The following is a 26,890-nucleotide window of genomic DNA, read 5'->3' on the forward strand; positions in this document are numbered from 1 at the left end:
GCTATTTTTCTTCCAGGCCAAGTTCGGCGGCCACGGTGACCACGTCGTTGGACACCTTGACGGGCTGGACGTCGCTGCCGTCTTCGGTGCGGAGCGCCCACTGCGGGTCCTTCAGGCCATGGCCGGTCACGGTGATCACGATGGTCTTGCCGGTGGGAACCTGCCCCGCGGCATGCTTCTTGATCAGGCCGGCGACGCCTGCGGCGGAACCGGGTTCCACGAAGACGCCTTCCTTGGCGGAAAGCCAGCGGTGCGCGGCGAGGATCTCATCGTCCGTCACGGCGTCGATGAATCCGCCGGACTCGTCACGGGCTGCGATGGCACCGTCCCAGGAGGCGGGGTTTCCGATCCGGATTGCCGTGGCGATGGTGTCCGGCTCCGTGATGGGGTGGCCTGCGACGAACGGTGCAGCGCCGGCGGCCTGGAATCCCCACATCTGCGGGGTCCTGGTGGACACGGCGGGCAGCGTGCCGGCGGTTTCGGACTCGAACGGGGCGGAGTACTCCTTGTAGCCCTTCCAGTACGCGGTGATGTTACCGGCATTGCCTACCGGGAGGACGTGGATGTCCGGGGCGTCGCCGAGCGCATCCACCACTTCGAAGGCACCGGTCTTCTGCCCCTGGATCCGGGCCGGGTTGACGGAGTTCACCAGGAAAACGGGGTAGGACTCCCCCAGTTTCCGGGCGATGTCCAGGCAGTTGTCGAAGTTCCCGTCCACCTGCAGGAGGGTGGCGCCGTGGGCGATCGCCTGGCTCAGCTTGCCCATGGAGATCTTGCCCTCCGGCACCAGGACGGCGCACTGGAGGCCGGCTGCCGTGGCGTAGGCCGCTGCGGACGCTGACGTGTTGCCGGTGGAGGCGCACACCACTGCCTTGGCGCCCGAGGCCACGGCGGCCGTCATGGCCATGGTCATGCCACGGTCCTTGAAGGAGCCGGTGGGGTTCATGCCTTCGACCTTCAGGTACACAGTGGACCCGGTCAGCTCGGAGAGCTTCTGCGCGTGGACAAGCGGCGTGCCGCCCTCACCGAGGGTGATGACCTTGGTGCTTTCCGTTACGGGCAAACGATCAGCGTATTCGCGGATGACACCGCGCCATTGGTGAGCCACTTAGACTCCTTCTACCCGCAGTACGGATGTAACGGAATTGATGACGTCCAGGCTTTTCACGGCCTGGACGGTCGCTGCCAGTGCAGCTTCGGTTGCGCGGTGGGTGACGATCCGCAGTTCGGCAGATTCCACGTTGGAATCGGCGTCACGGTGGATGGTCTGGCGCATGATCTCGATGGACACGCCGTGCTCCGCGAAGAGCTGGGCGATCTTGGCCAGAACGCCGGGCTGGTCGGCAACGTCCAGGCCGATGTAATAGCTGGTGTTGACGGCGTCGATGGGCAGGGCCGGCACCTGGCCGTTGGTGGTCTCGATCTGCGCCGGGCCGCCCAGGACAATCCGTCGGGCCGCGGAGACGAGGTCGCCCAGCACGGCCGACGCGGTGGGGGTGCCGCCGGCGCCCTGGCCGTAGAACATGAGTTCGCCGGCGTTTTCCGCTTCCACGAAGACGGCGTTGAAGGCACCGTGGACGGCGGCCAGCGGGTGCTCCCGCGGCAGCAGCGTGGGGTGCACGCGGACGGAAACGCCTTCGCTGCCGTCGGCCGCAACAAGCTTCTCGGCGATGGCCAGGAGCTTGATGACGAACCCGGCGTCCTTGGCAGCGGCGATGTCCGCGGCGCTCACTTCGGTGATGCCTTCGCAGTGGACGTTCTCGAGGTCGAACCGGGTGTGGAACGACAGCGAGGCCAGGATGGTCGCCTTGGCGGCGGCGTCGAGGCCGCCGACGTCGGCGGTGGGGTCCGCTTCGGCGTAGCCGAGGCGCTGCGCCTCGGCGAGGGCGTCGGCGAACTGCGCACCGGTGGTGTCCATCTGGTCAAGGATGAAGTTGGTGGTGCCGTTCACGATGCCCAGGACACGGGTGATGCGGTCGCCGGAGAGGCTGTCGCGGATGGGACGCAGGATCGGGATGGCGCCGGCCACGGCGGCTTCATAGGACAGCTGGACGCCGGCCTTGTCTGCCGCTTCGTACAGCGTGGGGCCGTCCTGGGCCAGCAGGGCCTTGTTGCCGGTGACCACGCTGGCGCCGTTCTGGATGGCGCTGAGGATCAGGGAACGGGCCGGCTCGATGCCGCCCATCAGTTCAATGACGAGGTCGGCGTCCTTGACCAGGGTTTCAGCATCCGTGGTGAACAGCTCCCGCGGCAGCTCGACGTCTCGCGGCGCGTCGATGGTGCGAACGGCGATGCCGGTCAGCTCCAGTCGGGCTCCGGTGCGGGCGGCCAGTGCTTCGGCGTCATCAATCAGAATCCGCGCCACCTGAGCCCCAACGTTGCCACAGCCCAGCAGGGCTACTTTCAGGGTTCGCAATTCAGTCATTCAGACTCCCATGTCGCGGTTCAGCAGATCTTGTTCGGTTTCCCCGCGGACAATCAGCCGGGCAGATCCGTCGCGCACAGCGACAACGCCCGGCCGGGCCAGATAGTTGTAGTTGCTGGAGAGGGCCCAGCAGTAGGCGCCGGTCCCCGGTACAGCGAGCAGATCACCGGCTGCCACGTCCTCGGGCAGATATACATCTCTAACAACTATGTCGCCGCTCTCGCAATGTTTGCCCACTACGCGGGACAGCTGCGGCGCGGCCCCGGAGGTGCGCGACGCCACAATCGCCGAATAATCCGCGTCGTAGAGCACCGGGCGGGCGTTGTCGCTCATGCCGCCGTCCACCGACACATAGCGGCGCGTGTACGTAACGTTTTCCCCGGCATTCCCGGCATTTTCGGCTGCCGGAGCGTCCACGCGGACGGTCTTGAGGGTTCCCACCTCGTACAGGGTGAACGTGGAGCTGCCTACGATGGCGCGTCCCGGTTCAATCGAGATCCGGGGCGAGTCGATGCCCAGTTCGGCGCACGTGGAACGCACGACGGCGGCCATCGCCTGGGCGATCTCTGCCGCCGGGCGCGGTGTGTCCGCCGGCGTGTAGGCGATGCCGTATCCGCCGCCGAGGTCCAGTTCGGGCAGGACGATGGAGTATTTTTCCTGCATCGACGCGAGGAACTTGAGCAGTTTCACTGCGGCCAGCGCGAAGCCGTCCGGTTCGAAGATCTGCGAGCCGATGTGGCAGTGCAGGCCAAGGAGTTCAATGCTGTGGTAGCTCGTGGCGGCGGCCACGGCTTCCTCGGCCGCGGACAGGCCCGCCTGGTCCGTGGTGTCTTCCGCCATGGACAGGCCGAACTTCTGGTCCTCATGGGCGGTGGCAATGAACTCGTGCGTGTGGGCGTGCACCCCGGGCGTGAGCCGCAGCATCACCCTGGCGGTTTCGCCGCGTTCGGACGCGATCTTGGCGACGCGCTCCAGCTCGGCGAGGCTGTCCACCACAATCCGGCCCAGCTTCATGTCCAGCGCACGGTGGATCTCGGCGTCGGACTTGTTGTTGCCGTGCAGGGCGACGTCGGCGCCCGGGATGCCTGCGCGGTCCGCGACGGCGAGTTCCCCGCCGGAGGCGGTGTCCAGGCGCAGCCCTTCTTCCTCAACCCAGCGGACGACGGCGGTGCACAGGAATGACTTGCCTGCGTAGTAGACATCCACTCCCCCGCAGATGTCCGCGAAGGCGTCGTTGAAAGCGTCACTAAAAGCCCGGGCACGTGCCCTGAAGTCGTTCTCGCTCATCACGAACAGCGGGGTGCCGAACTGGCGCCGGAGCTCACTGACCGGGATGCCGTCAAGGGCGAGTTCACCGGCGTCGTTCCGGGCAACGCCGGCCGCCCAGAGGGGCTCGTGGAGCCTGTTGAGGTCTGCGGGGACGGCAAGCCACTCCGGGGCGAGCGGGGATGCGTAATCTGAGGATTTCCCGTGCTGTGCTGACATGGGGGTCACATCCGTTCCGGCGCCGAAACGCCAAGCAGTTCCAGTCCGTTGGCCAGCACCTGGCTGGTGGCGTCGTTGAGCCACAGCCGGGTGCGGTTGACGTCGGTGATGGGCTCGTCGCCCTGCGGCGCCATGCGGCAGGCGTCATACCAGCGGTGGTAGGCGCCGGCGATGAGCTCCAGGTGGCGGGCCACGCGGTGCGGTTCGCGCAGTTCGGCGGCCTTGGCCACGATGGACGGGTAGCTGCCCAGGTAAGACAGCAGTTCGTTCTCCGTGGGGTGGTCCAACAAGGACGCGTCGAACACGTCCTTACCGTCAACGGTGCGGTCGACGCCGGCCGCCACGGCGTTGCGGGCGGCGCCGCGGGAGCGGGCATGCGCGTACTGGACGTAGAACACCGGGTTCTCGTTGCTGTGCTTCTTCAGGAGATCGGGGTCCAGGGTGAGCGGGGAGTCTGCGGGGAAACGCGCCAGCGAATAACGGACGGCGTCCTTGCCCAGCCAGGAAATAAGGTCCTTGAGCTCAATGATGTTGCCCGCGCGCTTGGACAGCTTGGCGCCGTTCACCGACACGAGCTGGCCGATCAGCACCTCGATGTTGGCCTCGGGGTCGTCGCCTGCCGCTGCGGCGATGGCCTTGAGCCGGTGGATGTAGCCGTGGTGGTCCGCTCCCAGCAGGTAGATCTTCTGGTCGAAGCCGCGGTCCTTCTTGGAAAGGTAGTAGGCGGCGTCGGCGGCGAAGTAGGTCGGTTCGCCGTTCGCGCGGATCATCACGCGGTCCTTGTCGTCCCCGAAGTCCGTGGTGCGCAGCCAGACGGCGCCGCCGTCGTCGAACACGTGGCCCTGCTCGCGAAGGCGGGCAACGGCACTTTCGATGGCGCCGGCGTCGTGCAGTTCCTGCTCGGAAAAGTACACGTCGAAGGCGACGCCGAAGTCGGCGAGGGTGTCCTTGATGTCCTTCATCTGCGCTTTGTACGCCGCGCTGCGGATGACCGGCAGCGCCGCGACGTCGGTCAGTTCCCGGATGTCCGGGTGGTCTGCCAGGACATGGTGGCCAAGGTCGGAAATGTACTGGCCGGGGTAGCCGCCCTCCGGCACACCGCGGCCGTGCAGCCGGGACAGCACGGAATGGGCGAAGACGTTCATCTGCGACCCGGCGTCGTTGATGTAGTACTCGGCGGTGACTGTCGCGCCGGAAGCCCGGAGGACGCGGGCGATCGAGTCGCCCAGCGCGGCCCAGCGGGTGTGGCCGATGTGCAGCGGCCCGGTGGGGTTGGCGGAGACGAATTCCATGTTGACCACGTGGCCGGCGAGCGCCGAGTTGGTGCCGTACGCCGGGCCCGCTTCGACGATGGCCTTGGCCAGGGTGCCCGCAGCTGCGGCGTCCACCGTGATGTTCAGGAAGCCCGGACCGGCGATGTCCACGGCCGAAACGCCGTCAATGCCCTTGAGCCGCGTGCTGAGGATGGTGGCGAATTCCCGGGGATTAACACCGGCCTGCTTGGACAGCTGGAGGGCAATGTTGGTGGCCCAGTCGCCGTGGTCCCGGTTCTTGGGCCGCTCCACGCGCACCTCGTCCGGCACAGCTGATGCGGAAAGAGTAATTTCGCCGGCGGCGACGGCGTCTTTCAGGCAGGCGGATATGGCGAGGGAGAGTTCTTCGGGAGTCACGCATCTAGCCTACCGGTGGCCCGCAAAACCCGCGGAATCCTCGGCGGTGCCATGACGCCGCCTAGAAGGCGCACAGGAGTAAGAAGGCTCACAGAATTGAATCGGGTTCGTCACAGGCTGAACCATTACGCTGATTCCAACGTTGTCCATCCTGTAACTGCCCGACTGGATCCCGTCCCTGCGGTGCCGGTACCAGCCCGGCACGCATCTGCCCGCAACCCTACGAAACGAGCCCCCGCATGAGCTTCCCGGTACGTAAGAGCGTCTTCGTCGGCATCGCCGGCATGTCCCTGATCGGAACCGTGGCCGGTTGCGCGCCGTCCGCCCAGGCACCCGCAGCCCAATCCGCTCCCTCGTCCAGCGCCCCGGCAGCCGGCACCTCGTCGTCGGCCGCGTCCGGCTACAAGGACGGCACCTACAGCGCCGACGGAAACTACGTCTCCCCCAACGGCACCGAAACTGTGGGCGTTGAGCTGACGCTGTCCGGCGGCACAGTGTCCGGCGTGAACATCACCCAGCATCCTTCCAACCCCAACACCCGCAAGTTCCAGGGCGAGTTCGCCGGCGGTATCGCGGCGCAGATCGTGGGCAAGAACCTGGATGAGCTGAATGTTTCGAAAATAGCCGGTTCATCCCTCACCAGCGGCGGCTTCAACCAGGCCGTCGAGAAGATCAAATCCGAGGCCCAGTAGGCCGCGCCCGTACCAACAGCGCAGCAGCCGCCCCATACCGCGTCAAGAGGAGACAACGTGCCGCACCCGGGCTGGGCAGCGTTCAGTTTCGACGGAATCGGAACCAGCTGGGAGATTTCAACGCCGGTCACCCTGGACGGCAGCCAGCGCCGCCGGCTGCTCGACGTGGTGGAGAAGTACGACGCCGCGTGGTCCCGTTTCAGGGCGGACTCGACCGTCGCGCAGGCGGCCAGGGAGCCCGGCCGCTTCCGGATGCCGGACGGTGCAGGCGCACTGGGCCGCCTGTACCGCAGCCTCTACCGTCTGACTGACGGCGCCATGACGCCGCTGATCGGCGTCAGCCTGGAGCAGCTCGGATACGGCCCGGACTGTTCGCTCCGGTCCCGCGGGACACCCGTTCCCGCCCCGCGGTGGGACGACGTCCTGGACTGGGACGATGCCGTGCTGACCACAACGGCTCCCGTGGTGCTGGACGTCGGCGCTGCCGGCAAGGGGCAGCTGGCCGATCTGCTCGCAGCGGAGCTCCGGTCCCAGGGCGCCGGCGAACACTTCATCGATGCCAGCGGCGACCTCCTCAATTCCGGACCGGTACCGGTGACCGTGGCACTGGAGCATCCGTACGATCCCGGCCGGGCCATCGGCACCATCAGCCTGGGCGCGGGCGCCCTGTGCGCCTCGGCAGCGAACCGCCGGGCGTGGGGCGACGGGCTGCACCACGTGCTGGACGGCACCACCGGGTCGCCGGTCAGAACCGTGGTGGCCACCTGGGCGCTGGCCGAGGACGCCATGACGGCCGATGCCCTGGCCACAGCTTTGTTCTTCGTATCCGGGAAGGCGCTTCAGCAGTATTTTGGATTTTCCTGGCTTACGGTTTTCTCGGACGGAAGTGCCGCCTACTCAGCAGGCTTCGAAGGAGTGCTGTTCGAATGAGTTCGATGATCCAGCGGGTGGACACGTCCCTGAACCGCTTCACCATGTACCGCCTGGTGTTGTGGGTGCTTGCGATACTGGCCGCATACAGCCTGCTGCTCAATGTCCTGGGCTGGCTCACGTTCGGCATCCCGGAGATGCTCACTCATCTGGCGCTCTCCTTGGGACTCACCTACGCCTCCAACCGCGGGCTGGCTGCCCTGTTCCAGGTCCGGCCGCATTCGGAATCCTCGCTGATCACCGGCCTGCTGCTGTACTTCCTGTTCTGGCCCAGTTTCAAAATGCTGGATATTGCCGGCGTCGCGATCGCCTGCGTCCTGGCATCGGCCTCGAAATACGCCCTGGCCTGGCGCGGCAGGCACATCTTCAACCCGGCCGCCGCGGGGGCATTTGCGGCCGGGCTGACCGGCCTGAACATCGCCACGTGGTGGGCGGCCACCCCCGCCATGCTTTTCCTCATCGTCCCGGGCATCCTGCTGGTCCTCTACCGCACCCGGAAAATGCTCATGGGTGCCGTGTTCACGGCGGTTTCGGTGTCGATCGTGACCACTGAGCTGCTCCGGGCCGGCATGTCCACGGGCCAGGCGCTGTGGCAGCCCCTGGCACAGCGCCCCGTGCTGTTCTTCGTGGGTTTTATGCTGACCGAACCGTTGACCCTGCCGCCCCGGCGCTGGCAGCAGCTGGCGCTCGCCGCCGTCGTCGGCGTGGTCTTTGCCGTCCCCTACAACCTGGGCTTCGTGGCCAACTCTCCGGAGCTGGCCCTGCTGACGGGGAACCTGATTGCCTTCCTGGCCGGCCAGCGCGGCGGCATCCGCCTCAATTTCCAGGAATCGCGGCCCCTCACGCCGACGACCACGGAATTCAGCTTCCGGCCCGAACGCGCGGTCAGGTTCGCGCCGGGACAATACATGGAACTGCACCTGCCGCATGCCAACTCCGACGGCAAGGGCTGGCGCCGGGTCTTCAGCCTGACCAGCGCCCCGGATGCCCGGGACGTGACCATCGGCGTGGGCACAGCCGAACCGGTGTCCGCCGCCAAGCGCGCCCTGCTGGCGCTGCAGCCCGGGGACTCGGTGACTGCCACGGCGGTGGGCGGCGACTTCGTCCTGCCCCGCGGCCAGACCGGGCCGGTCCTGCTGGTTGCAGCCGGCATCGGCATCACGCCCTACCTGGCCCAGCTCGCCGCAGGCGCGGCTAAGAACCGTGACGTCGTCCTGCTGTACCTGGCCAAGTCGACGGCGGAACTCGCTTACGCTGACACCCTGGAGCAGTCCGGTGCACGGGTTATCGCCAGGCTCTCCGACGGCTCTGCACCGCCGCCGTTCATGGAGGACGCCGGCAAGGTTTCCCGCCCGCCGGCGCGGCTCGACGGCGCGGCGCTCAAGGAACTTGTTCCGGACATTGCCTCGCGCGACGTGTTCGTTTCCGGCTCGCCCGCCAGCGTGCGGTCACTGCGCTCCGCCGCCCGCAGCGCCGGTGCGCGGCGCATCCGTACGGACTCGTTCGCGGGCTACTGAGCGCCGATGTGGACCCGATTTTCCTTTGGGGGCCACCTTCCTGCTAAGCTCTAGGACGTCCCGCCGGCAACGGCAGGAACCCTGACTGCCCTCGTAGCTCAGGGGATAGAGCGTCTGCCTCCGGAGCAGAAGGTCGTAGGTTCGAATCCTATCGAGGGCACAGACAAACCCCGCCAGCCCAGCTGGCGGGGTTTCCTGCTTATAGCGTGTCCCGCCGCAATGTCGGCACCCCCTCGTAGGCTGTTTCCATCGCCGACGAGTAAAGGGGACATTTTATGTACTGCTCCATCATTCCGCCCTACATGCTGCGGCGCCTGGCGGCTCAGGACGAACCCCGCCTGAACAAGGTGGCCCGGGCGGCGAAGGAAGCACTGCTCCATGTCAGGACCATCCAGGCAACCCGGGCGCATCCGCTGCCTGCGGTTCCATCCGGGGTCCGGCAGCTCCAGCCCGGGCCGCCGAACCGCACGGTCTATGACGCCAAGACCTCCGAATCCCTGCCCGGGCAGCTGGTGCGCAAGGAGGGGGAACCCGCTACGGGAGACACGTCGGCGGACGAGGCTTACGACGGCCTGGGCCACACCCACCGGCTCTACGCCGAGGCCTTCGGACGGAATTCGATTGACGCCCAGGGACTGCCGCTTGATGCCACCGTCCACTTCGGCAAGCTCTACGACAATGCCTTCTGGGACGGACACCAGATGGTGTTCGGCGACGGCGACGGCGAAATATTCCAGCGCTTCACCCGTTCCCTGAGCGTCATCGGCCACGAACTGGCGCACGGCGTCACGCAGCACTCCGCCGGTCTCGTCTACCGGAACCAGGCCGGTGCCATCAACGAATCGCTCTCGGATGTGTTCGGCGCACTCGTGGAGCAGTATGTCGCGCAGCAGACGGCTGCGGAGGCCAGCTGGCTGATCGGCGAAGGCCTGTTCACGGACCAGGTGCAAGGCGCGGCCCTGAGGTCGCTGAAGGCTCCCGGCACCGCGTACGACGACGACGTGCTGGGCAAGGACCCCCAGCCGGACTCGATGGACTCCTATGTCCGTACGAGCGCGGACAACGGCGGGGTGCACATCAACTCCGGCATCCCCAACCGGGCGTTCTACCTCGTGGCCTCGGCTCTTGGCGGCAACGCCTGGGAGACCCCGGGCCGCATTTGGTATGACACGCTCACCGGCGGTTCCCTCCCGGCCAACGCCACGTTCACCAGGTTCGCCAAGGCCACCGCCGCGTCAGCGGCGGAACTGTTCGGTGCTGCTTCACCGGAACATGACGCCGTCCGGAAGGCGTGGGAAACTGTGAAGGTAAAGCTGTAACTGGAACGCCGCCGGAGGGGTCAGCCGGCAACCAGGCAGTAACGGAAGCACAGGAACCAGGCCATGAAGATCACTGTCCAGCGCAGCGGCGGGATTGCTGCGCTCAAGCGGGTATGGAGCGTCCAGGCCACCACCCCCTCGGACAAGAGCCGCTGGGGTCCGCTCGTTGAGGCGTGCCCCTGGGATGCCGTTCCGCGCTCCGCTGAAGCCGGCGGCCAGCCGGACAGGTTCATGTACTCCATCAAGGCCGGCCAGCACCGCGCCACCCTTCCGGAGCAGGCCCTCACCGGCCCGTGGCGGGTCCTCGTCGACAATACCCGGGCAGCGGCCGAAGCCGCCCGGAACGGCACCCCGGACGCAGGGCGCTAAAGGGCAGGTTCGAGGTGGCCGCGGAACGCCCGCCGGTAGGATTGCGGGCTCGTGGCCAGCACTTTGCCGAAGTGGTGGCGGAGCAGCACTGAGTGTCCGAAGCCCGACTCACGGGCGATCTCGTCAATGTTGAGTTCGGTGGATTCCAGGAGTTCCTGCGCCCGCAGCACGCGCTGGGAGTTGAGCCAGGCTGCAGGGGTGGCACCCGTTTCGGACCGGAAGCGGCGCGCGAACGTCCGCGGCGACATGTGCACCCGCGCGGCAAGTTCGTTGACGGTGTGGTCCTGCTCCAGGTTCCGGACCATCCACTGCAGCAGTTCCTCCATGGGCTGTGAGCCGCAGGCAGGGATCGGACGGTCGATGAACTGGGCCTGCCCGCCGTCGCGATGGGGCGGGACCACCATGTCCCGGGCGATGCTGGCCGCCACGCCGGCACCGAGTTCCACCCTCACCAGGTGAAGGCAGGCATCGATGCCGGCTGCGGTGCCGGCGCTGGTAATGATGCGGCCGTCCTGGACGTACAGGACGTTCTCGTCCACCAGTGCCGCCGGGTAGCGGCTGGCCAGTTCCGGGGAATAGTGCCAGTGCGTGGTGCACCGCCGGCCGTCGAGCAGGCCGGCACGCGCCAGGGCGAAGGCGCCGGAACAGATGGACAACACCCAGGCGCCGCGGGCATGGGCCGCGCGGAGTGCATCCAGCACTTCTTCCGGGACATCCTGGTCGTGGCCGTAGGGAGCCATGATCACCAGATCGGCATCGGCGGCCGCTTCCAGCCCCAGCTCGACGTGCATGGACAGCCCGGACTTGAGCCGGACATCGCCCGGTTCCGGCGTGCAGACGCGGAAATCGAACGCCGGCACACCGGTCCCCCGGGCCGACCTGTCGATGCCGAACACTTCGAATGCGGTCCCGAACTCGAAGATGGAGAAGTTGGGAACAACGATCACTGCCACTGATTTGAGCATGCTTCCATTGTGGCAGAAATTATAGCTTTTTGGGCATTTCTGCCACTGTTTTGCTGCCGGCAACCGGAGAAACATAGAGGCATGGAAACCATCGGAGTTGCACTCATCGTCCTGTTGCTCGTCATCCTGTCGGCGACCATCGCCGCACTCCTCAAGGACGGACGGGGCCACACGCCTCCCGAACGTTCAGAGCGCGACTGGTCTGCACTGGACCTTCCGAGCATCAGCTACACCCTGCGGAACTACTGAGCAACCACGAAGGGACCCGGCCCAGGAATGAGCCGGGTCCCTCTTAGCGTTGATGCCTCCCTTAGCCGAGGGCTATGTCGGAGGGATGCACCGCCAACGGCGTGATATCCATCGTCATGTACGGGAAGAGCGGCAGCCCCCAAAGAATTTCATGCAGCCGCTCGTTACCGGAAACGTCGAAAATGCTGATGTTGGCGTATTCACCCACGCAGCGCCAGATGCTCCGCCATTCGCCCTTGCGCTGCAGGTCCTGCGAATACTCTTTTTCGGCGGCGAGCAGTTCCGCCTTGGCCGGCCCGTGCATGTCCTGCGGAATGCTGACGTCCATACGCACTGCGAAAAGCACTGGAACTTCCCTTCCTGTTCACGGGCCCGTATTGGCGGACCCGTTGTGTTTGTCGGCCCGGCTGCCGCCTGGCAGCCGGGCTTCCTGCCGGTCAGGCGCGCTCGGCGTCCAACACGAAATCGTAGGTAACTTCATTGCCGGCGCCGCCGTCGCGTGCTGCCGGGCTCAGGACCAGTTCCGGCTTGACCGCCGAGGCGATGTCGTCGGACAGGTGATGGTCCCCCTCGAAGTAAAGTTGCGCAGTGAGCAGCTGGTAGCCGGGGGCGGATACCTTCAGGTGAAGGTGCGCCGGGCGCCAGGCGTGCCAGCCGGCGGCGGCGATGAGCTTGCCGCAGGCGCCGTCGGTGGGGATCTGGTAGGGCGCGGGCTGGACGGTGTTCAGCGCAAAGTTGCCGCGGGCGTCGGCCACCACGGTGCCGCGCAGGTTCCACTCGGGCAGGCCGGGAGCGTATTGGGAGTAGAAGCCGTTGTCGTCCGCGTGCCAGATTTCCACGTGGGCTCCGGGCAGGGGCGTGCCGTCGACGGCACGGACCTGGCCCTGGAACAGCAGCGGGGTGCCGCCCTCGTCCTCGCGCATCGGCAGCGTTGCCGGAGTGGCCAGCTGCGGTGAGCCGGGAACGTAGTAGGGCCCCTCGATGGTTCCCTTGTTGCCCTCACGGTCCTCCGTGGATACCTCTTCAACCACACGCTCCACCCAGACGTCCAGGAACAGCGGCCATTCGCCGTCCTCGCCAACGCTGATCAGCCAGGACTTCAGGGCGTTGAACTCGTCATAGGTGACCTTGTGTTTGCGGATGGTCTCGTAAACGGCGCCCAGGACCTCGTTGGCCAGCAGGGACACCCGTTCCTGGGGAACGTCGAGTGCCGCCGTCTTGCCGCTGTCGCGGAAACGCTCGGTGGCGAGGCTGCCGGATTCGGCAGCCTTGGCATCAAATTCGCTGAGTTCGGTTGTCATCATTGACTCACTTTCTTCATCCGGCGCCGGCTGCGGTGCGGGCGCCATGGTTGCGGGGTTTGGGTTCTTGGGTTCAGCGGGGGTCGTCAAGGCGGTACTTGGCCAGCTTCTCCGGATCGATCTCGATCCCGATCCCGGGAGTCTGCCTGGCAAGGAGCCTGCCGTCCACGATTTCCAGCGGTACGGCCAGGAGGTCGTCACTCATGTCCAGGAAGTTGGACAACTCCCCCGCGCGCTGCGTTGTGGACTTATAGGCAGCCCCGAACGTGACGGTGCAGAGCGTGCCGAGCTGGCCGTCGATCTGGTTGCCCATGACCACCTCCACACCGAGGCCGTCGCACTGGAACAGCACCCGCTGCGAGTGCGAAAAGCCCGTGCGTGCTGTCTTGATGCTGACAGCGTTGGCGGCGCCGGAGAGCAGCGCACGGGTAACTTCGCCCGGCGTCGTGGCGCTTTCGTCCGCCACGAACGGCACGGGGCAATGCTCCACCAGCCACTTGCGGCCCAGCACGTCATCGGCGGGACACAACTCCTCGGCAAGCGTGAGGTCAAGGTCCGCCATGGCATTGAGTGCCCGGAGGGACTCCGACGGCGTCCAGCCCCGGTTACCGTCGATGTACAGCTCGATGTCCCCGCCAAGGCCTTCCCGCAGGGCCCGGCAGACGTCAACGTCGAGCATGAAGGGCTTCCGGCCCACCTTGACCTTGAAGGTGGTGATCCCGTACGTCCCGCGCATGCGCTCCGCCTCGGCCACCATCTTGGCGGGCTCGGCGAAACCGAGCATGTGGCTGACCCGCATGCTGTCCGAAAAACCGCCCAGCAGGGCTGTCACGGGCTGGCCGAGGGTCTTACCCATCACATCCCAGAGCGCCATGTCCAGGGCTGACTTCGCGGTCGGGTTGCCCACCGTCCTGTCCATTACCGCGTGAATGGCTTCACGGTCCATGACGGACATGCCGACAATCGACGGCGCGAACAGAGTACGGATCGCCGCGACGATGGATTCCTGCGTCTCACCGTAGGTGAACGGGCGGGCCGGCGCCTCGGCCACACCCACGATTCCGTCGTCGCTGAAGACCCGGACCAGGACGTGCAGCGCGGTATGCACCTCGCCGCTGGCGAAGCGCAGGGGCTTCGTGTACGGAATGGCGAACGGGATCGCCTCGATGGCAGTGATTTTCACGGGAGCCTTCCGGTCCGGGTGGTTGTTGCTTCAACAGCGTAGGGCCGAATTTGGCATCCAACAAATACTCAATTACGCCAATTTCAGACGCTGAAAGTCTGAATAGCCGCCTAGTCAAACCTAGGCAAATGCCTAGTGTGACGTGCACCACCCGCTGGCAGAGTGGGGTCCACTCACCTTTGACCGACCGATCATTCGGCGGTCCGCCGGGCACTGCAGCCCGGCGATCCGGGCAACGCCGCCCGATACCGATAGGAGCCAACATGACAGAGACCCTGGCGGGCATCCAAGCCCACCTCGACCAGGCCCTTGTGGAGGATCACGAGAACGGCATCTTCCGCGCCAAGCGGAGCATCTTCACGGACGAAGACCTGTTCGAGCTCGAAATGAAGCACATCTTCGAAGGCAACTGGGTTTATCTGGCCCACGACAGCCAGATCCCCAACGTGGGCGACTACTTCACCACGTACATCGGCCGCCAGCCGATCATCATCTCCCGCGACAAGCAGGGCGAACTGAACGCCCTGATCAACGCGTGCAGCCACCGCGGCGCCATGCTGTGCCGGCGCAAGACAGACAACCGCACCACGTTTACCTGCCCCTTCCACGGGTGGACCTTCAACAACACCGGCAAGCTGCTCAAGGTGAAGGATCCCCGCGACGCCGGGTACCCGGAACAGTTCAACAAGGACGGCTCCCACGACCTGACCAAGGTGGCCCGGTTCGAAAGCTACCGCGGCTTCCTGTTCGGCAGCATCAACCCGGACGTGCTGCCCCTGGAAGCCCACCTCGGCGAATCCACCAAGATCATCGACATGATCGTGGACCAGTCCCCCGACGGCCTGGAAGTGCTGCGCGGCGCATCCACGTATACGTACGACGGCAACTGGAAACTGCAGGCCGAAAACGGCGCCGACGGCTACCACGTGTCCGCCACGCACTGGAACTACGCCGCCACCACCGCACGCCGCACCACCGGCGAGTCGGCCAACGAAACCAAGAACATGGATGCCGGCGGCTGGGCCAAACAGAAGGGCGGCTACTATTCCTTCGACCACGGCCACCTGCTGCTGTGGACCGAATGGCTGGACCCCAGCAACCGCCCGCTGTTCGACCGCCGCGACGAGCTCGTGGAGAAGTACGGCGAGGCCAAGGCCGACTGGATGATCAACATCTCCCGCAACCTCTGCCTGTACCCGAATGTGTACCTGATGGACCAGTTCGGCTCGCAGATCCGGCACTTCCGCCCCATCTCCGTGGACAAGACAGAAGTGACCATCTACTGCATCGCGCCCAAGGGCGAAAGCGACGAAGCACGGGCCAGCCGCATCCGCCAGTACGAGGACTTCTTCAACGCCTCCGGCATGGCCACCCCGGATGACCTTGAGGAATTCCGCTCCTGCCAGAAAACCTACCTGGCCACCGCAGCGCCCTGGAACGACCTCAGCCGTGGCGTCACCCACCAGATCCAGGGCCCGGACGCCAACGCCGAGGTCATCGGCCTCAAGCCCATCTCCAGCGGTGCCCGGACTGAAGATGAAGGGCTCTATCCGATCCAGCACGGCTACTGGGTGGAGACCATGCGCAAGGCGGCAACCGCCGATGCCGCCGAAGCAGCAGACGCTGCAACCCGGAACTAGACCGGAACGAGACCGAGGAGAACCCCATGACCCAGACCACCGACGTCGCAAACCCGGACGCTTCCGAGGCTGCAGGCGGCCTCGCCACGCTGGAGGAAATCCGCGCCTTCCTGTACCGCGAAGCGCGGTTCCTGGACGACCGCGAGTTTGACCGCTGGCTTGATTGCTACCACCCCGAGGCAGAGTTCTGGATGCCTGCCTGGGCCGACGACGACGAGCTAACCAGCGACCCCCAGCGCGAAATTTCACTGATCTACTACGCCAACCGCGGCGGCCTTGAGGACCGCGTGTTCCGGATCAAGACGGACCGTTCCAGCGCAACCAGCCTCCCCGAACCGCGGACGGGCCACAACATCACGAACGTTGAGGTCATCGGCTGGCACGGCGAGCACGTGGACATTAGGTTCAACTGGCACACGCTCTACTACCGGTACCAGAACATCGATCCGTACTTCGGCACCTCGTTCTACACGATCGATTACTCCGGCACGCAGCCGGTGATCACGAAGAAGAAGGTCGTCCTCAAGAACGACTACATCCACCACATCGTGGACGTTTACCACATCTGATTTTTCGAACGAATCGAGCCCCCATGAGTTACCAGATTGCCCTCAGCTTCGAGGATGGCGTCACACGGTTTGTGACCGCGAACAAATACGAGACCGTTGCTGACGCCGCGTACAAGAACCGCATCAACATTCCGTTCGACTGCCGCGACGGCGCCTGCGGCACCTGCAAGGCTTTCTGCGAATCCGGCAAGTACGACGGCGGCGATTACATTGAGGAGGCCCTCACCGACGACGAAGCCGAGAAGGGCTTCTGCCTCCCCTGCCAGATGGTCCCGGAGACCGACCTTGTGCTGCAGATCGCCGGCACGTCCGAGATGGCCAAAGCCGGCGCCACGGCGTTCCAGGGCACCGTCAGGGACCTGACCTGGTTCGCGGACAACACCGCCGCACTCACGCTCAGCCTGGAGAACCGCGGCGACCTGAAGTTCCTCCCCGGCCAGTACATGAACTTCGCCGTGCCCGGCACAGAGGCAGCCCGCTCTTACTCATTCAGCAGCGGCCCGTCCGCCGAGGAACTCCGGTTCCTCATCCGCACGGCTCCTGACGGCGCCATGACCACCTACCTCAAGGAGCGCGCCGCGGTCGGGGACACCATCCCGCTCACCGGGCCCATGGGCAGCTTCTTCCTGCGCGACATCAAACGGCCGGTGCTCATGCTGGCCGGCGGCACCGGAATCGCACCCCTGCTGTCCATGCTGGAAAAGATCGCCACCGGCCTCGAAGAAGCCCCTGCTTATCCCGTACACCTCGCCTACGGCGTCACCTTCGACAAGGACCTCGTGGAGCTGGACAAGCTCCAGCAGTACGCCGGCGCCATCGAGAACTTCAGTTTCGACTTCTGCGTGGCCGATCCGGCGAGCGCCGCCGTCAACAAAGGGTACGTGACCCAGTACATCACCGCCGCTCAACTGAACGACGGCGACGTGGACGTCTACCTCTGCGGTCCGCCCGCCATGGTGGACGCCGTCCGCAAGTACTGGGACGTCCAGGGAATCACACCCGCCAACTTCTACTACGAGCGCTTTGCCGTCGGCAGCCCCGCGGCAGCCCCCGCACTCACGGGAGCCGTCGCTTGAACCCGGCAAACCTCGCCGGCGGCAGGCCCCGGGCCATCAGCCCGGGCCGGTTCGCCGGAAAGGTTGTGGTGGTGACCGGGGCTGCCCAGGGCATCGGGCGGGCCGTCGCAGCACGCGTCGCGGCCGAGGGAGCAGACACCGTCCTGGTAGACCGCGCCGACCTCGTCCATGACGCCGCCGGGCAGATCGCGGCGGATGGCGGCTCCGCGTCCGCCGTCACTGCGGACCTGGAAAGCTACGCCGGGGCCGGCGCCGCCATCGACGCTGCGCTGGCCCGCCACGGACGGATCGACGTCCTGATCAACAACGTGGGCGGCACCATCTGGGCCAAGCCGTTCGAACATTACGAGCCGGAGCAGATCAGCCTGGAAATCCAGCGCTCGCTGTTCCCCACATTGTGGACATGCCGGGCCGTTATGCCGCACATGATCAGCCAGCAGGGCGGCGTGATTGTGAACGTAGCCTCCGTGGCCACACGCGGCGTCAACCGCGTGCCGTATGCCGCGGCCAAGGGCGGCGTGAAAGCCATCACGGCCGCGCTGGCCCTTGAGGCCGCCCCGCACGGAATCCGCGTGGTGGCCACTGCTCCGGGCGGCACTGAAGCGCCGCCGCGCAAGGTGGCCCGCGGACCCCGGCCCGAGAGCGAGACGGAAAAGGCCTGGTACCGGCAGATCGTGGAGCAGACCATCGACTCCTCGCTCATGAAGCGTTACGGCACCCTTGACGAACAGGCCGGCCCCATCGTGTTCCTGGCCTCGGACGAAGCTTCGTACATCACCGGCAGTGTCCTGGCCGTCGCCGGAGGCGACCTGGGCTGACTCGGCCCAACGTTTTTTGCAGCACCCCCGGCAAAAACCCGCCCGGCCGCAATGACGCGGCCCAAGCACTGGAGCCCACTATGAACGCTCTATCCGCATCCACTGATGCAACCCCCAAGAAGACCGTCCGCTGGGTGATAGCCGTTGCTGCGGCTGCCCTGCTGTTCGACGGCTACGACCTCGTGGTCTACGGAACCGTGGTCTCGTCGCTTCTCAGGGACCCGTCCCAGCTCGGCGCGCTGGACGCCGCCCAGGCAGGTGCGCTCGGCAGTTATGCGCTGATGGGCGTCATGGTGGGAGCCCTCACCGCCGGCGCGGTGGGCGATTTCCTGGGCCGCCGCAAAATGATGCTCATCAACATCGTCTGGTTCTCTCTTGGGATGGCCTTCACCGCCATGGCTGCCAGCGTCCCGGCCTTCGGCATCCTCCGGTTCCTCACCGGGATCGGCGTCGGTGCCCTCGTCGCGACGGCGGGCGCCGTCGTCGCCGAATTTGCCCCCGCCGGGAAGCGCAACTTCTACAACGCGATCGTCTACTCGGGAGTGCCTGCCGGCGGCCTGCTGGCGTCGCTCCTCGCCATCATGCTGGGCGGAGTCACCGACTGGCGGGGCCTGTTCATGATCGGCGCCCTCCCCCTGGTCATCCTGTTCCCGCTGGCGTACTTCAAGCTGCCGGAATCGCCCAGGTGGCTCCTGGCCCGGGGACGCACGGAGGACGCCATCCGGTTGTCCGTGAAGACCGGCATCCCGCTGGAAGACCCGGCGACAGGCGGCCCGGCCCCAGGCAAGGCAACGGGCAACGCAACAGGCCAGGCAACCGGCAAGGCAGCGGGCGCCGGCACCGTGGCGCCGCCCCCGGCGGTCGGCAGGGGCGGCCGCCAGCTGGCCGGATTCGCTGCCCTGGCCAGCGGGAACTACCGCACGCCCACCATTCTGCTCGGTCTCATGAGCTTTTGCGGGCTGCTCCTGACCTACGGCCTGAACACCTGGCTCCCGGAGATCATGGGACAGCACGGCTACGGAAAGACATACTCGCTCACCTTCCTCCTGGCCCTGAATGCCGGCGCGGTCATCGGCGGGCTCGTCGCCTCCCGGTCGGCCGACCGGTTCGGGCCCCGCGCCATTGTTGCCACCACGTTCGTCATCGCCGCCGGCGCCCTGGTCCTGCTGACCTTCGACTTCCCGTTGCCGGTCCTGCTGGTTGCCGTAGCCTTCGCCGGCGTGGGGAGCCTGGGCACCCAGGTGCTCGTGTACGGGTTCGTCTCCAACTACTACCCCACTCCGGCGCGGGGTGCCGGCGTCGCCTGGTGCGCAGGATTCGGCCGGCTCGGCGGCATCTTCGGCCCCCTCGTCGGCGGCTTCCTGATCAGCGCCCAAGCACCCAGCAACGTGGCATTCATCGTTTTTGCCGCGGTGGCACTGGCCGGCGGCGTGGTCACCGTCTTCGTCCGCCGGCACCGAAGCTCCGGTGTCGACGGCGGAAGCGGCCGCGCCGATGTTCAACAGGTGCCTGTTCCCCAGGATTCCGCTCCCCGGAAATCCGTTCCCCAGGAATCCGTTCCCCAGGAATCCGTTCCCCAGGAATCCGTTCCCCAGGGTTCGGGGCACTGGGGAGCGTGACCGGGTCCGATACCCTTAGGAACCATGCCTGACAACGACGCCGGACAGTTCCCGAGCGGGCGGACACGGCAGGGCCGGCAATTGCTGGACCTGCTCGAGTCCGCCCGCTGCGGCGCGCCCGCCCAGGCTGTGATCACCGGCGCCGCAGGCATGGGCAAGACCGCCCTGGCCCGCGCCTTCCTCGGGCATCCGGACGCCGCCCGGGAGGGCACCGTTGTGCTCACTGCCGCCGGGGCGCTCTGGGAAACGCACCGGGACTTCGGGGTGGTCGAGCAACTGCTCGCACCGTGCCCAGGCACAGATACGGGCACATACACCGGCCCGGACACGGGCACGGGCACCGGCCCGGGGCCAGACGCAGGCGCTGGCACCTCTGAACCTTCCGCCCGCCCCGCCGATGGCGTACGGCGCCATGGCGACATGCTCCTCGCCGCCTTCAACCGGCTGGCCGCCAACGGCCGAATGCTGATCGTGTGGGTGGACGACCTCCATCTGGCGGACGTTCCCTCCCAACAGGCACTCCTGTACGCACTCCGCAGGGTAGGTCCGCTGCCGCTGTTGACCATCGTGTGCCTCGACCCGGATGCCGGGCCCACCCAAAGCGCCGAAATCACAGGAAACACAGGGAACACACGTAGCCGAGAGGAGTCAAAATACACAGAACTGCGGTCCGGGCTGACCGCCCTGACGGAGCTGCACCGGGCCGCAGCCATCCACCTCCAGCCGCTGACCGCGGACGAGGTTGCGGCGATGTGGGACGGCTCCGCCGGAGCCGGCCTCCCGGCGTCGGCCGCCCGCATGCTGGTGGAACACACGGGCGGCAGCCCGGCGCTGATCCTCCCGTTGCTGGAACAGTTCCCGGTATCCGTCTGGTCCGGGAGCCCGGAGACGTTTCCGGCACCCGAGAAATGTGTCGCCTCGGTGGCGGCCACCCTGCGCCGCCTTCCGGCGGCGGCTGCTGCGCTGACGGAGGCGGCAGCCGTCCTGGGAATCCGGTCACGGCTCGCCCTGGCAGCGGAGCTGGCCGGAGTGACGGACGCCGTTGCCGCCCTCGACCCCGCTGACGCGGCCGGCCTCCTGCGGTTGAGCATGACCGGAGCCGAAACCTGGCTGGCCTTTCCACAGCCGGTACTCCGCGCGGCCGTGTACGGGCAGCTCGGCCCGGGCCGCCGTGCCGCCCTCCACACCGCCGCCGCCGGCATCCTGCCCACACCGGTCCAGCAGCTGAAACACCGCGCCGCGGCAGCGCTGCTGCCCGATGCTTCCTTGGCAGCGGAACTCCGATCAACAGCCGAAGGCTTTGCGGCCTCCGGTGCCTGGCACCGGGCGGCTGACGCCTTCGCCCAGGCAGCACGGCTCAGTCCGCTGCCTGCGGATCGCGAAGCACTGATGATCAGGGCAGTCGATGCCATGGTGGGCGCAGGCGAGCTCCCCCGGGCCGTCGCGGCGCTGGACGCCCTGGAGGCCTTCGCCCCCGGCCCGGGCAGCGATGCGGTCCGGGGCTACCTGGCCATCCTGCGCGGCCGTCCAGCGCAGGCGGAGGCCCTGCTGCAGAAGGCCTGGACCGCCGTCGACCCCGCTTCCGGTGCCGGCACGGCCGGCAGCATCTGCCAGCGGCAGGTCCTGCACGCCTTGGCCCGCTTCCACGGGAAGGACCTGGTGATGTGGGCAGAGCGGGCACGCAGGCACTCTCCTCCGGGAAGCGCGCCTGCGGTGGAGGCGCAGGCCATCGAAGGACTCGGACTGGGCGCCATGGGCCGCTACGCCGAGGCCGATCAGAGTTACCAGGACGCGGACAGGTTCCCCGAGGCGGGTGCCCAGCGCCAGCGGACCGACATGGGCAAGGGCTGGCTGCACCTTGCCCGGGACCGGGTCGAAGAGGCCCGGGCCGAGCTGGCGGGGGCAGTGCCCACCGAATTCGCCCACGGATCACAGCGCATTTCGCTGTGGGCGCAGGGCTGGCTGGCCCGGGCGGATTTCGCCTTGGGCGCCTGGGATGACGCGCTGCAGACCGTCGACAATGCCGTTGGCCTGCAGGAGGAGTCCGGGATCGAACTCCTCCGGCCGCTGCTGCATTGGAGCGGAGCCCAGATCCATGCCTTGCGCGGCAACTGGGACGCCGCGGAGCACCATCTGGAACGCGGGGCCGCCGCCGCCGACAGCTACGCCACCATGCTGCTGCCGTCGTGCCTTGCACGGGCACAGGTCGCTGAAACAAAGGCCGATTACGACGGCGTCATCCGCGCGCTGCTGCCGGTGTTGCGGATGCAGCGCGACGCGGGCATTGATGAGCCGGGTTTCTGGCCGTGGCAGGACCATTACGCCAATGCCCTGGTGATGGTGGGCCGGGTGGCCGAAGCCGATGCTTTCCTCGCTCCGCATGAAGAGCTGGCCGCCAGCCGCGGGCACCGCTCCACCCTGGCACGGCTGGCCTACGTCCGCGGGAGGATCCAGGCCGCCGCAGGAGACCTGGAGGCCGCCCGCAGCAGCTTCCAGGGCGGCCTCGCCCGGCTGGACGGATTGCCGATGCCGTACGCGCGTGCACGCGTCAAGTTCGCCTACGGCCAGGCGTTCCGCCGGGCAGGCAAGCGCCGGGAAGCCGCAGCCGTCCTCGCCGAAGCCCGTGAGCTGTTCGCCGTTTTGGGAGCCCAGGCCTATGTGGACCGCTGCTCCCGTGAAATGCGGGCCAGCGGCGTGGGCTCCGGCGGCGCGGGCTCCAGCGGGGCCGCCACAGTGCAGGGAACCGAGGACCTCACGGAACAGGAGAAGGCCGTGGCGGCCCTCGTGGCTTCCGGCCTGAGCAACAAGGAGGCTGCGGCGGAACTCTACGTCTCGGTCAAGACCGTGCAGTACCACCTGACCCGGATCTACGCCAAGCTGCGGATCACCTCGCGCTCGGGACTGGCTGCTGCCTACCCGGGCAGGCTGCCGGAGACCGGCACGTAGCCGGCCGGGGACGTGCCGGCACTGAACACAGCGGGCGGCCCCGGCCGCAGTAGACTGTGTCCAGCCATGACTTTTCATATTTCCTACCCCGCCGAGCTGCCGGTCTCCGAGCGCCGCGAGGACCTGATGGCCGCCATCGCGGCCAACCAGGTGACGATCATTGCCGGCGAGACCGGCTCCGGCAAGACCACCCAGATTCCGAAAATGTGCCTGGAACTGGGCCTGGGCGACAACGGACTGATCGGCCACACGCAGCCGCGCCGGCTGGCCGCACGCACGGTGGCCGAGCGCATAGCCGAGGAGCTCGGCGTCGAAATCGGCCAGGAAGTGGGCTTCCAGGTCCGCTTCACCGGCGAGGTCAGCCGCAACACCAAGGTCAAGCTCATGACCGACGGCATCTTACTGGCCGAAATCCAGCGCGACAAGCTGCTGCGCAAGTACAACGCCATCATCATCGACGAAGCCCACGAGCGCAGCCTCAACATCGACTTCATCCTCGGGTACCTCAAGCGGATCCTGCCGCAGCGCCCCGACCTGAAGATCATCATCACCTCCGCCACCATCGATCCGGAACGGTTCGCCAAGCACTTCGGCACCGAGGACGATCCCTCCCCCATCATCGAGGTGTCCGGACGGACGTTCCCGGTGGAAATCCGGTACCGGCCGCTGTCCCAGCCGGCGGGCGGCGCCCGCACCGCAGGTGACGACGCAGATGACGACGAAGCAGTAGCTGCCTCCGACGACGAACTCGAGGAGGACCGCGACCCGCTCGACGCCGTCTGCGACGCCGTCGACGAACTGGCCCTCGAAGCCCCGGGCGACATCCTGATCTTCTTCTCCGGCGAGCGCGAAATCCGCGACGCCGCCGAAGCCCTCAACGCCCGCATCCAGTCCAACCGGAGGCTGGCCGGCACCGAGGTGCTGCCGCTCTTCGCCCGGCTGAGCCTGCAGGAGCAGCACAAGGTCTTCCATCCCGGCAGCAAACGGCGGATCGTGCTGGCCACCAACGTCGCCGAAACGTCGCTCACGGTGCCCGGCATCAAATACGTCGTGGATACCGGAACCGCGCGCATCTCCCGGTACTCGCACCGGACCAAGGTGCAGCGGCTGCCCATCGAACGCGTGTCCCAGGCCTCGGCCAACCAGCGATCCGGGCGCTGCGGCCGTGTGTCCGACGGCATCGCCATCCGGCTGTATTCGGAAGAGGACTACGAATCCCGGCCGCAGTTCACGGATCCCGAAATTCTCCGCACCAACCTCGCGGCCGTCATCCTGCAGATGACCGCCATGGGTGTGGCCCGCGGGCCGAAGGACGTGGAGAACTTCCCGTTTGTTGAGCCGCCGGATTCGCGCGCCATCAACGACGGCGTCACGCTCCTGCGCGAGCTGGGCGCCCTCAGCGCCGCGCGTCCGCAGGAGGAGACCGGCGACGGCGGCGGACGCCCGGGCGGGCGATCGGCCGGCGGCAGGAACGGCGGCGGGCTGACCGCCGTCGGGCAGCAGCTTGCCCAGCTTCCCGTGGACCCGCGGCTCGGCCGGATGATCGTCGAGTCCGGCAAGCGCGGCTGCGTCCGCGAGGTCATGATCCTGGCCGCGGCGCTCACCATCCAGGACCCGCGCGAGCGTCCAACCGACAAGCAGCAGCTCGCCGCGGAGAAGCACGCGCGCTTCCGGGACGAGAACTCGGACTTCACCGGCTTCCTGAACCTCTGGAACTACCTCCAGGAGAAGCAGCAGGAGCTGTCCTCCACGGCCTTCCGGCGGCTCTGCCGCGCCGAGTTCATCAACTACCTGCGGGTGCGCGAGTGGCAGGACCTCTTCGCCCAGCTCCGCCAGCTCGCCCGCCCGCTGGGCATCAGCCTGGACAACAAGCGCCTGGCCGATCCCGTAGGCAACCACGAGGGCATCCACATCAGCCTCCTCTCGGGCCTGCTCAGCCACATCGGCATCCTCGACGAGCGCAAGCGCGAGTACGCCGGCGCCCGCGGCAGCCGCTTCGCGGTCTTCCCGGGCTCGGCGCTCTTCAAGAAGTCCCCCACGTTCGTGATGGCGGCAGAACTGGTGGAAACGAGCCGGCTGTGGGCCAGGGTTGCGGCGAAGTTCGATCCGCTCTGGGCCGAGCAGGTGGCCCCGGACCTGGTCAAGCGCAGCTACAGCGAGCCGCACTGGTCCAAGAAGATGGGCTCGGTGATGGCCCACGAGAAGGTCACCCTCTACGGGGTGCCCATCATCCCCAGCCGGCGCATCAACTACGGCAGGGTGGACCCGGAGCTCTGCCGCGAGCTGTTCATCCGCCATGCCCTGGTTGAGGGCGACTGGCAGACCCACCACAAGTTCTTCCACCGCAACCGGGCACTGCTCCATGAAGTCGAGGAGCTCGAGGCCCGGATGCGGCGCCGGGACATCCTGGTGGACGACGAGACGCTGTTCGAGTTCTACGACGCCCGGATCGGCAAGGACGTCGTCTCCGAGCGGCACTTCGACAAGTGGTGGAAGGATGCACGGCAGCAGGACCCCGGCCTGCTCGACTTCGAGAAGTCCCTGCTGATTAGCGAGGACGCCGCGGCCCTTGACGATTCGGCCTATCCGAAGACTTTGCTGCACAAAGGCTTCGAACTGCCCCTCAGCTACGAGTTCCACCCCGTCGCGCCCGGTTCCCCGCCCAACCCCTCCGACGGCGTCACGGCCGAGGTGCCGGTGCTCTTCCTGAACCAGCTGGACGACGCCGCCTTCCGCTGGCTCATTCCGGGCCAGCGGGTGGAGCTGGTCACTGCCCTGATCAAGTCGCTGCCGAAACAGGTCCGCAAGAACTTCGTTCCCGCCCCGGACGTCGCCCGGCAGGCCGTGGCCGCCCTGGAGGCCGGCTTCGATCCTGCCGCCGACGAGCTGGAGCCCTCGCTTGAGCTGGTCCTGCGGCGGATCCGCGGACAGGTCATCCCGCCGGGTTCATGGAACTGGGCCGCCGTGCCGTCCCACCTTCGCGTGAGCTTCCGCGTGGTCGATTCCAAGGGCAAGACGCTGGATGAGGGCAAGGACCTGGCAGAACTGCAGGAACGGCTTGCCCCGGCCACGCGGCGGGCGATCGCCGAGTCCCTGGGCGCCACCCCGGTGACGACGGCCCCCAAAGGCCCGAAGGGTGCGCAGCGGGGGCAGTCCGCGCAGGCCCCGAAGAGCTCCGGAGGCTTCACGCCGTCCCCGGACGGTGCCGCAGCACCCGGCTTCGCAGAGAAGTCCGGGCTGACGGACTGGACGTTCGGAACCGTGCAGCGCCAGGTCCAGGGCATGGTGAAGGGACACACCGTCACCGGTTACCCGGCCCTGGTGGATGAGGGCGCGTCGGTTGCCCTCCGCCTGTTCCAGACCGCGTCCGAACAGGAGCTGGCCATGCGCGGCGGCGTCATCCGTCTGCTCGCGCTGAAGGTGCCCGCGCCGGACCGGTATGTCCTGGAGCACCTGAACAACACCGAGAAACTGACGTTCAGCCAGAATCCGCACGGTTCGGTGTCGGCCCTGATCGCGGACTGCGCGCTGGCCGCGATCGACAAGCTGACGCCGGCCGAACTGCCGTGGGACGAGGCGTCCTTCAAGGCCCTGTACGAACAGGTCCGGGCCGAGCTCATCGACACAGTGTTCACTGTCACCGCAGTCGTCGAGCGCATCCTCGCCAGCACACGCCGGATCGAAAAGCAGCTCAAGGGGACCACCAGCCTGGCCCTGATCAGCGCGCTCAACGATGTTAAGAGCCAGCTCGAACAGCTCGTCTTCCCCGGTTTTGTGGCACGCACGGGCTACGCCCAGCTCAGCCAGCTGCCGCGCTATCTGGCCGCGATCGAGAAGCGGCTGGAGAAGCTGCCCGGCAATGTCCAGCGGGACGCCTTGCACATGGCCGCGGTGCAGGCCTTGGAAGACGACTACGACGACGCCGTGTCGGCGCTGCTGCCGGGCCGCCGGGCCGGGACGGAGTTAACGCAGGTGCGCTGGATGATCGAGGAGCTGAGGGTGAGCCTCTTCGCCGTCGAGCTCGGAACGGCCTATTCCGTCTCCGAGAAGCGGATCCGGGCGGTCCTGAATAAGGCACTGGCCCCGGCGTAGCCCCCGCCAGGGAACCACACCGGGG

At 67.0% G+C, this 26,890-nt stretch carries 21 protein-coding genes and 1 tRNA gene; 14 read left to right on the forward strand and 8 right to left on the reverse strand.

Annotation, left to right across the window (positions count from 1 at the left end; all coding sequences use genetic code 11):
- Window position 1: 1 nt before the first annotated feature.
- The 4 genes from thrC to argS are packed head-to-tail and all read right to left on the reverse strand — an operon-like array spanning window position 2 to window position 5,580.
- Window positions 2–1,108 carry a threonine synthase gene (gene thrC / locus PV761_RS07505; protein WP_028270104.1) on the reverse strand — a complete coding sequence of 369 codons (1,107 nt, stop codon included), beginning with the start codon at window positions 1,106–1,108 and terminating at the stop codon, window positions 2–4.
- Window positions 1,109–2,425 (reverse strand): homoserine dehydrogenase, encoded by a 1,317-nt coding sequence (locus tag PV761_RS07510; RefSeq protein ID WP_347895595.1) that lies wholly within the window; start codon window positions 2,423–2,425, stop codon window positions 1,109–1,111.
- On the reverse strand, window positions 2,426–3,910 hold the full coding sequence (gene lysA / locus PV761_RS07515) for a diaminopimelate decarboxylase (protein ID WP_347895597.1): 1,485 nt from the start codon (window positions 3,908–3,910) through the stop codon (window positions 2,426–2,428).
- Window positions 3,911–3,915: 5 nt separating this feature from the next.
- The gene (gene argS / locus PV761_RS07520) at window positions 3,916–5,580 is read right to left on the reverse strand and encodes an arginine--tRNA ligase (protein WP_028270107.1); all 1,665 of its coding nucleotides are present in this window, start codon (window positions 5,578–5,580) and stop codon (window positions 3,916–3,918) included.
- A gap of 239 nt (window positions 5,581–5,819) precedes the next feature.
- Between argS and PV761_RS07525 the strand changes: the two genes are divergently transcribed.
- From PV761_RS07525 to PV761_RS07550, 6 genes are all read left to right on the forward strand, one after another.
- Window positions 5,820–6,272 (forward strand): FMN-binding protein, encoded by a 453-nt coding sequence (locus tag PV761_RS07525; protein WP_347895599.1) that lies wholly within the window; start codon window positions 5,820–5,822, stop codon window positions 6,270–6,272.
- 57 nt (window positions 6,273–6,329) lie between these two features.
- A complete protein-coding gene (locus PV761_RS07530) occupies window positions 6,330–7,202 on the forward strand; it encodes an FAD:protein FMN transferase (protein ID WP_347895601.1) in 873 nt (290 codons plus the stop codon).
- 5 nt (window positions 7,203–7,207) lie between these two features.
- Window positions 7,208–8,719: an oxidoreductase gene (locus PV761_RS07535; protein WP_347895702.1), complete on the forward strand. Its 1,512-nt coding sequence runs from the start codon at window positions 7,208–7,210 to the stop codon at window positions 8,717–8,719.
- Window positions 8,720–8,806: 87 nt separating this feature from the next.
- Window positions 8,807–8,879 (forward strand) — tRNA-Arg (locus tag PV761_RS07540).
- Window positions 8,880–8,994: 115 nt separating this feature from the next.
- Complete coding sequence (locus PV761_RS07545; protein WP_347895603.1) at window positions 8,995–10,038, forward strand: M4 family metallopeptidase; 1,044 nt, start codon at window positions 8,995–8,997, stop codon at window positions 10,036–10,038.
- Window positions 10,039–10,101: 63 nt separating this feature from the next.
- On the forward strand, window positions 10,102–10,407 hold the full coding sequence (locus PV761_RS07550; RefSeq protein WP_028270112.1) for a protealysin inhibitor emfourin: 306 nt from the start codon (window positions 10,102–10,104) through the stop codon (window positions 10,405–10,407).
- On the opposite strand, the gene PV761_RS07555 is transcribed toward PV761_RS07550, so the two are convergent.
- Window positions 10,404–11,372, reverse strand: a complete 969-nt coding sequence (locus PV761_RS07555) for a helix-turn-helix domain-containing protein (protein WP_028270113.1) — start codon at window positions 11,370–11,372, stop codon at window positions 10,404–10,406. The two genes, PV761_RS07550 and PV761_RS07555, sit on opposite strands and share 4 nt — an antisense overlap.
- Before the next feature lie 81 nt (window positions 11,373–11,453).
- Here PV761_RS07555 and PV761_RS07560 point away from each other — a divergent pair, with 81 nt between their 5' ends.
- Window positions 11,454–11,621 (forward strand): hypothetical protein, encoded by a 168-nt coding sequence (locus tag PV761_RS07560; protein ID WP_197024910.1) that lies wholly within the window; start codon window positions 11,454–11,456, stop codon window positions 11,619–11,621.
- A gap of 61 nt (window positions 11,622–11,682) precedes the next feature.
- Here PV761_RS07560 and catC read toward each other — a convergent pair whose 3' ends face one another.
- The 3 genes from catC to PV761_RS07575 form a co-directional block, all read right to left on the reverse strand.
- A complete protein-coding gene (gene catC / locus PV761_RS07565; protein WP_347895606.1) occupies window positions 11,683–11,967 on the reverse strand; it encodes a muconolactone Delta-isomerase in 285 nt (94 codons plus the stop codon).
- Between the two features lie 91 nt (window positions 11,968–12,058).
- Window positions 12,059–12,922: a catechol 1,2-dioxygenase gene (gene catA, locus PV761_RS07570; protein ID WP_347895704.1), complete on the reverse strand. Its 864-nt coding sequence runs from the start codon at window positions 12,920–12,922 to the stop codon at window positions 12,059–12,061.
- Window positions 12,923–12,995: 73 nt separating this feature from the next.
- Window positions 12,996–14,105: an enolase C-terminal domain-like protein gene (locus tag PV761_RS07575; protein WP_028270116.1), complete on the reverse strand. Its 1,110-nt coding sequence runs from the start codon at window positions 14,103–14,105 to the stop codon at window positions 12,996–12,998.
- A 263-nt stretch (window positions 14,106–14,368) separates the two neighbouring features.
- Here PV761_RS07575 and benA point away from each other — a divergent pair, with 263 nt between their 5' ends.
- From benA to hrpA, 7 genes are all read left to right on the forward strand, one after another.
- Window positions 14,369–15,745 carry a benzoate 1,2-dioxygenase large subunit gene (gene benA, locus PV761_RS07580; protein WP_347895608.1) on the forward strand — a complete coding sequence of 459 codons (1,377 nt, stop codon included), beginning with the start codon at window positions 14,369–14,371 and terminating at the stop codon, window positions 15,743–15,745.
- 26 nt (window positions 15,746–15,771) lie between these two features.
- On the forward strand, window positions 15,772–16,314 hold the full coding sequence (benB, locus tag PV761_RS07585; protein ID WP_347895610.1) for a benzoate 1,2-dioxygenase small subunit: 543 nt from the start codon (window positions 15,772–15,774) through the stop codon (window positions 16,312–16,314).
- A 23-nt stretch (window positions 16,315–16,337) separates the two neighbouring features.
- Window positions 16,338–17,390, forward strand: coding sequence for a benzoate 1,2-dioxygenase electron transfer component BenC (gene benC / locus PV761_RS07590; protein ID WP_347895612.1), 1,053 nt, complete (start codon window positions 16,338–16,340; stop codon window positions 17,388–17,390).
- The gene (locus PV761_RS07595; protein ID WP_347895614.1) at window positions 17,387–18,208 is read left to right on the forward strand and encodes a 1,6-dihydroxycyclohexa-2,4-diene-1-carboxylate dehydrogenase; all 822 of its coding nucleotides are present in this window, start codon (window positions 17,387–17,389) and stop codon (window positions 18,206–18,208) included. Before benC ends, PV761_RS07595 begins: the two co-directional genes overlap by 4 nt.
- An 80-nt stretch (window positions 18,209–18,288) precedes the next feature.
- Window positions 18,289–19,827, forward strand: a complete 1,539-nt coding sequence (locus PV761_RS07600; RefSeq protein ID WP_347895616.1) for an aromatic acid/H+ symport family MFS transporter — start codon at window positions 18,289–18,291, stop codon at window positions 19,825–19,827.
- 24 nt (window positions 19,828–19,851) lie between these two features.
- Window positions 19,852–22,773, forward strand: coding sequence for an AAA family ATPase (locus PV761_RS07605; RefSeq protein WP_347895621.1), 2,922 nt, complete (start codon window positions 19,852–19,854; stop codon window positions 22,771–22,773).
- 66 nt (window positions 22,774–22,839) lie between these two features.
- Complete coding sequence (hrpA, locus tag PV761_RS07610) at window positions 22,840–26,865, forward strand: ATP-dependent RNA helicase HrpA (RefSeq protein ID WP_347895623.1); 4,026 nt, start codon at window positions 22,840–22,842, stop codon at window positions 26,863–26,865.
- Window positions 26,866–26,890 lie beyond the last annotated feature (25 nt).

Origin of the sequence: Arthrobacter sp. CC3, assembly GCF_039907775.1 — a bacterium.
Taxonomy (GTDB): Bacteria; Actinomycetota; Actinomycetes; order Actinomycetales; family Micrococcaceae; genus Arthrobacter.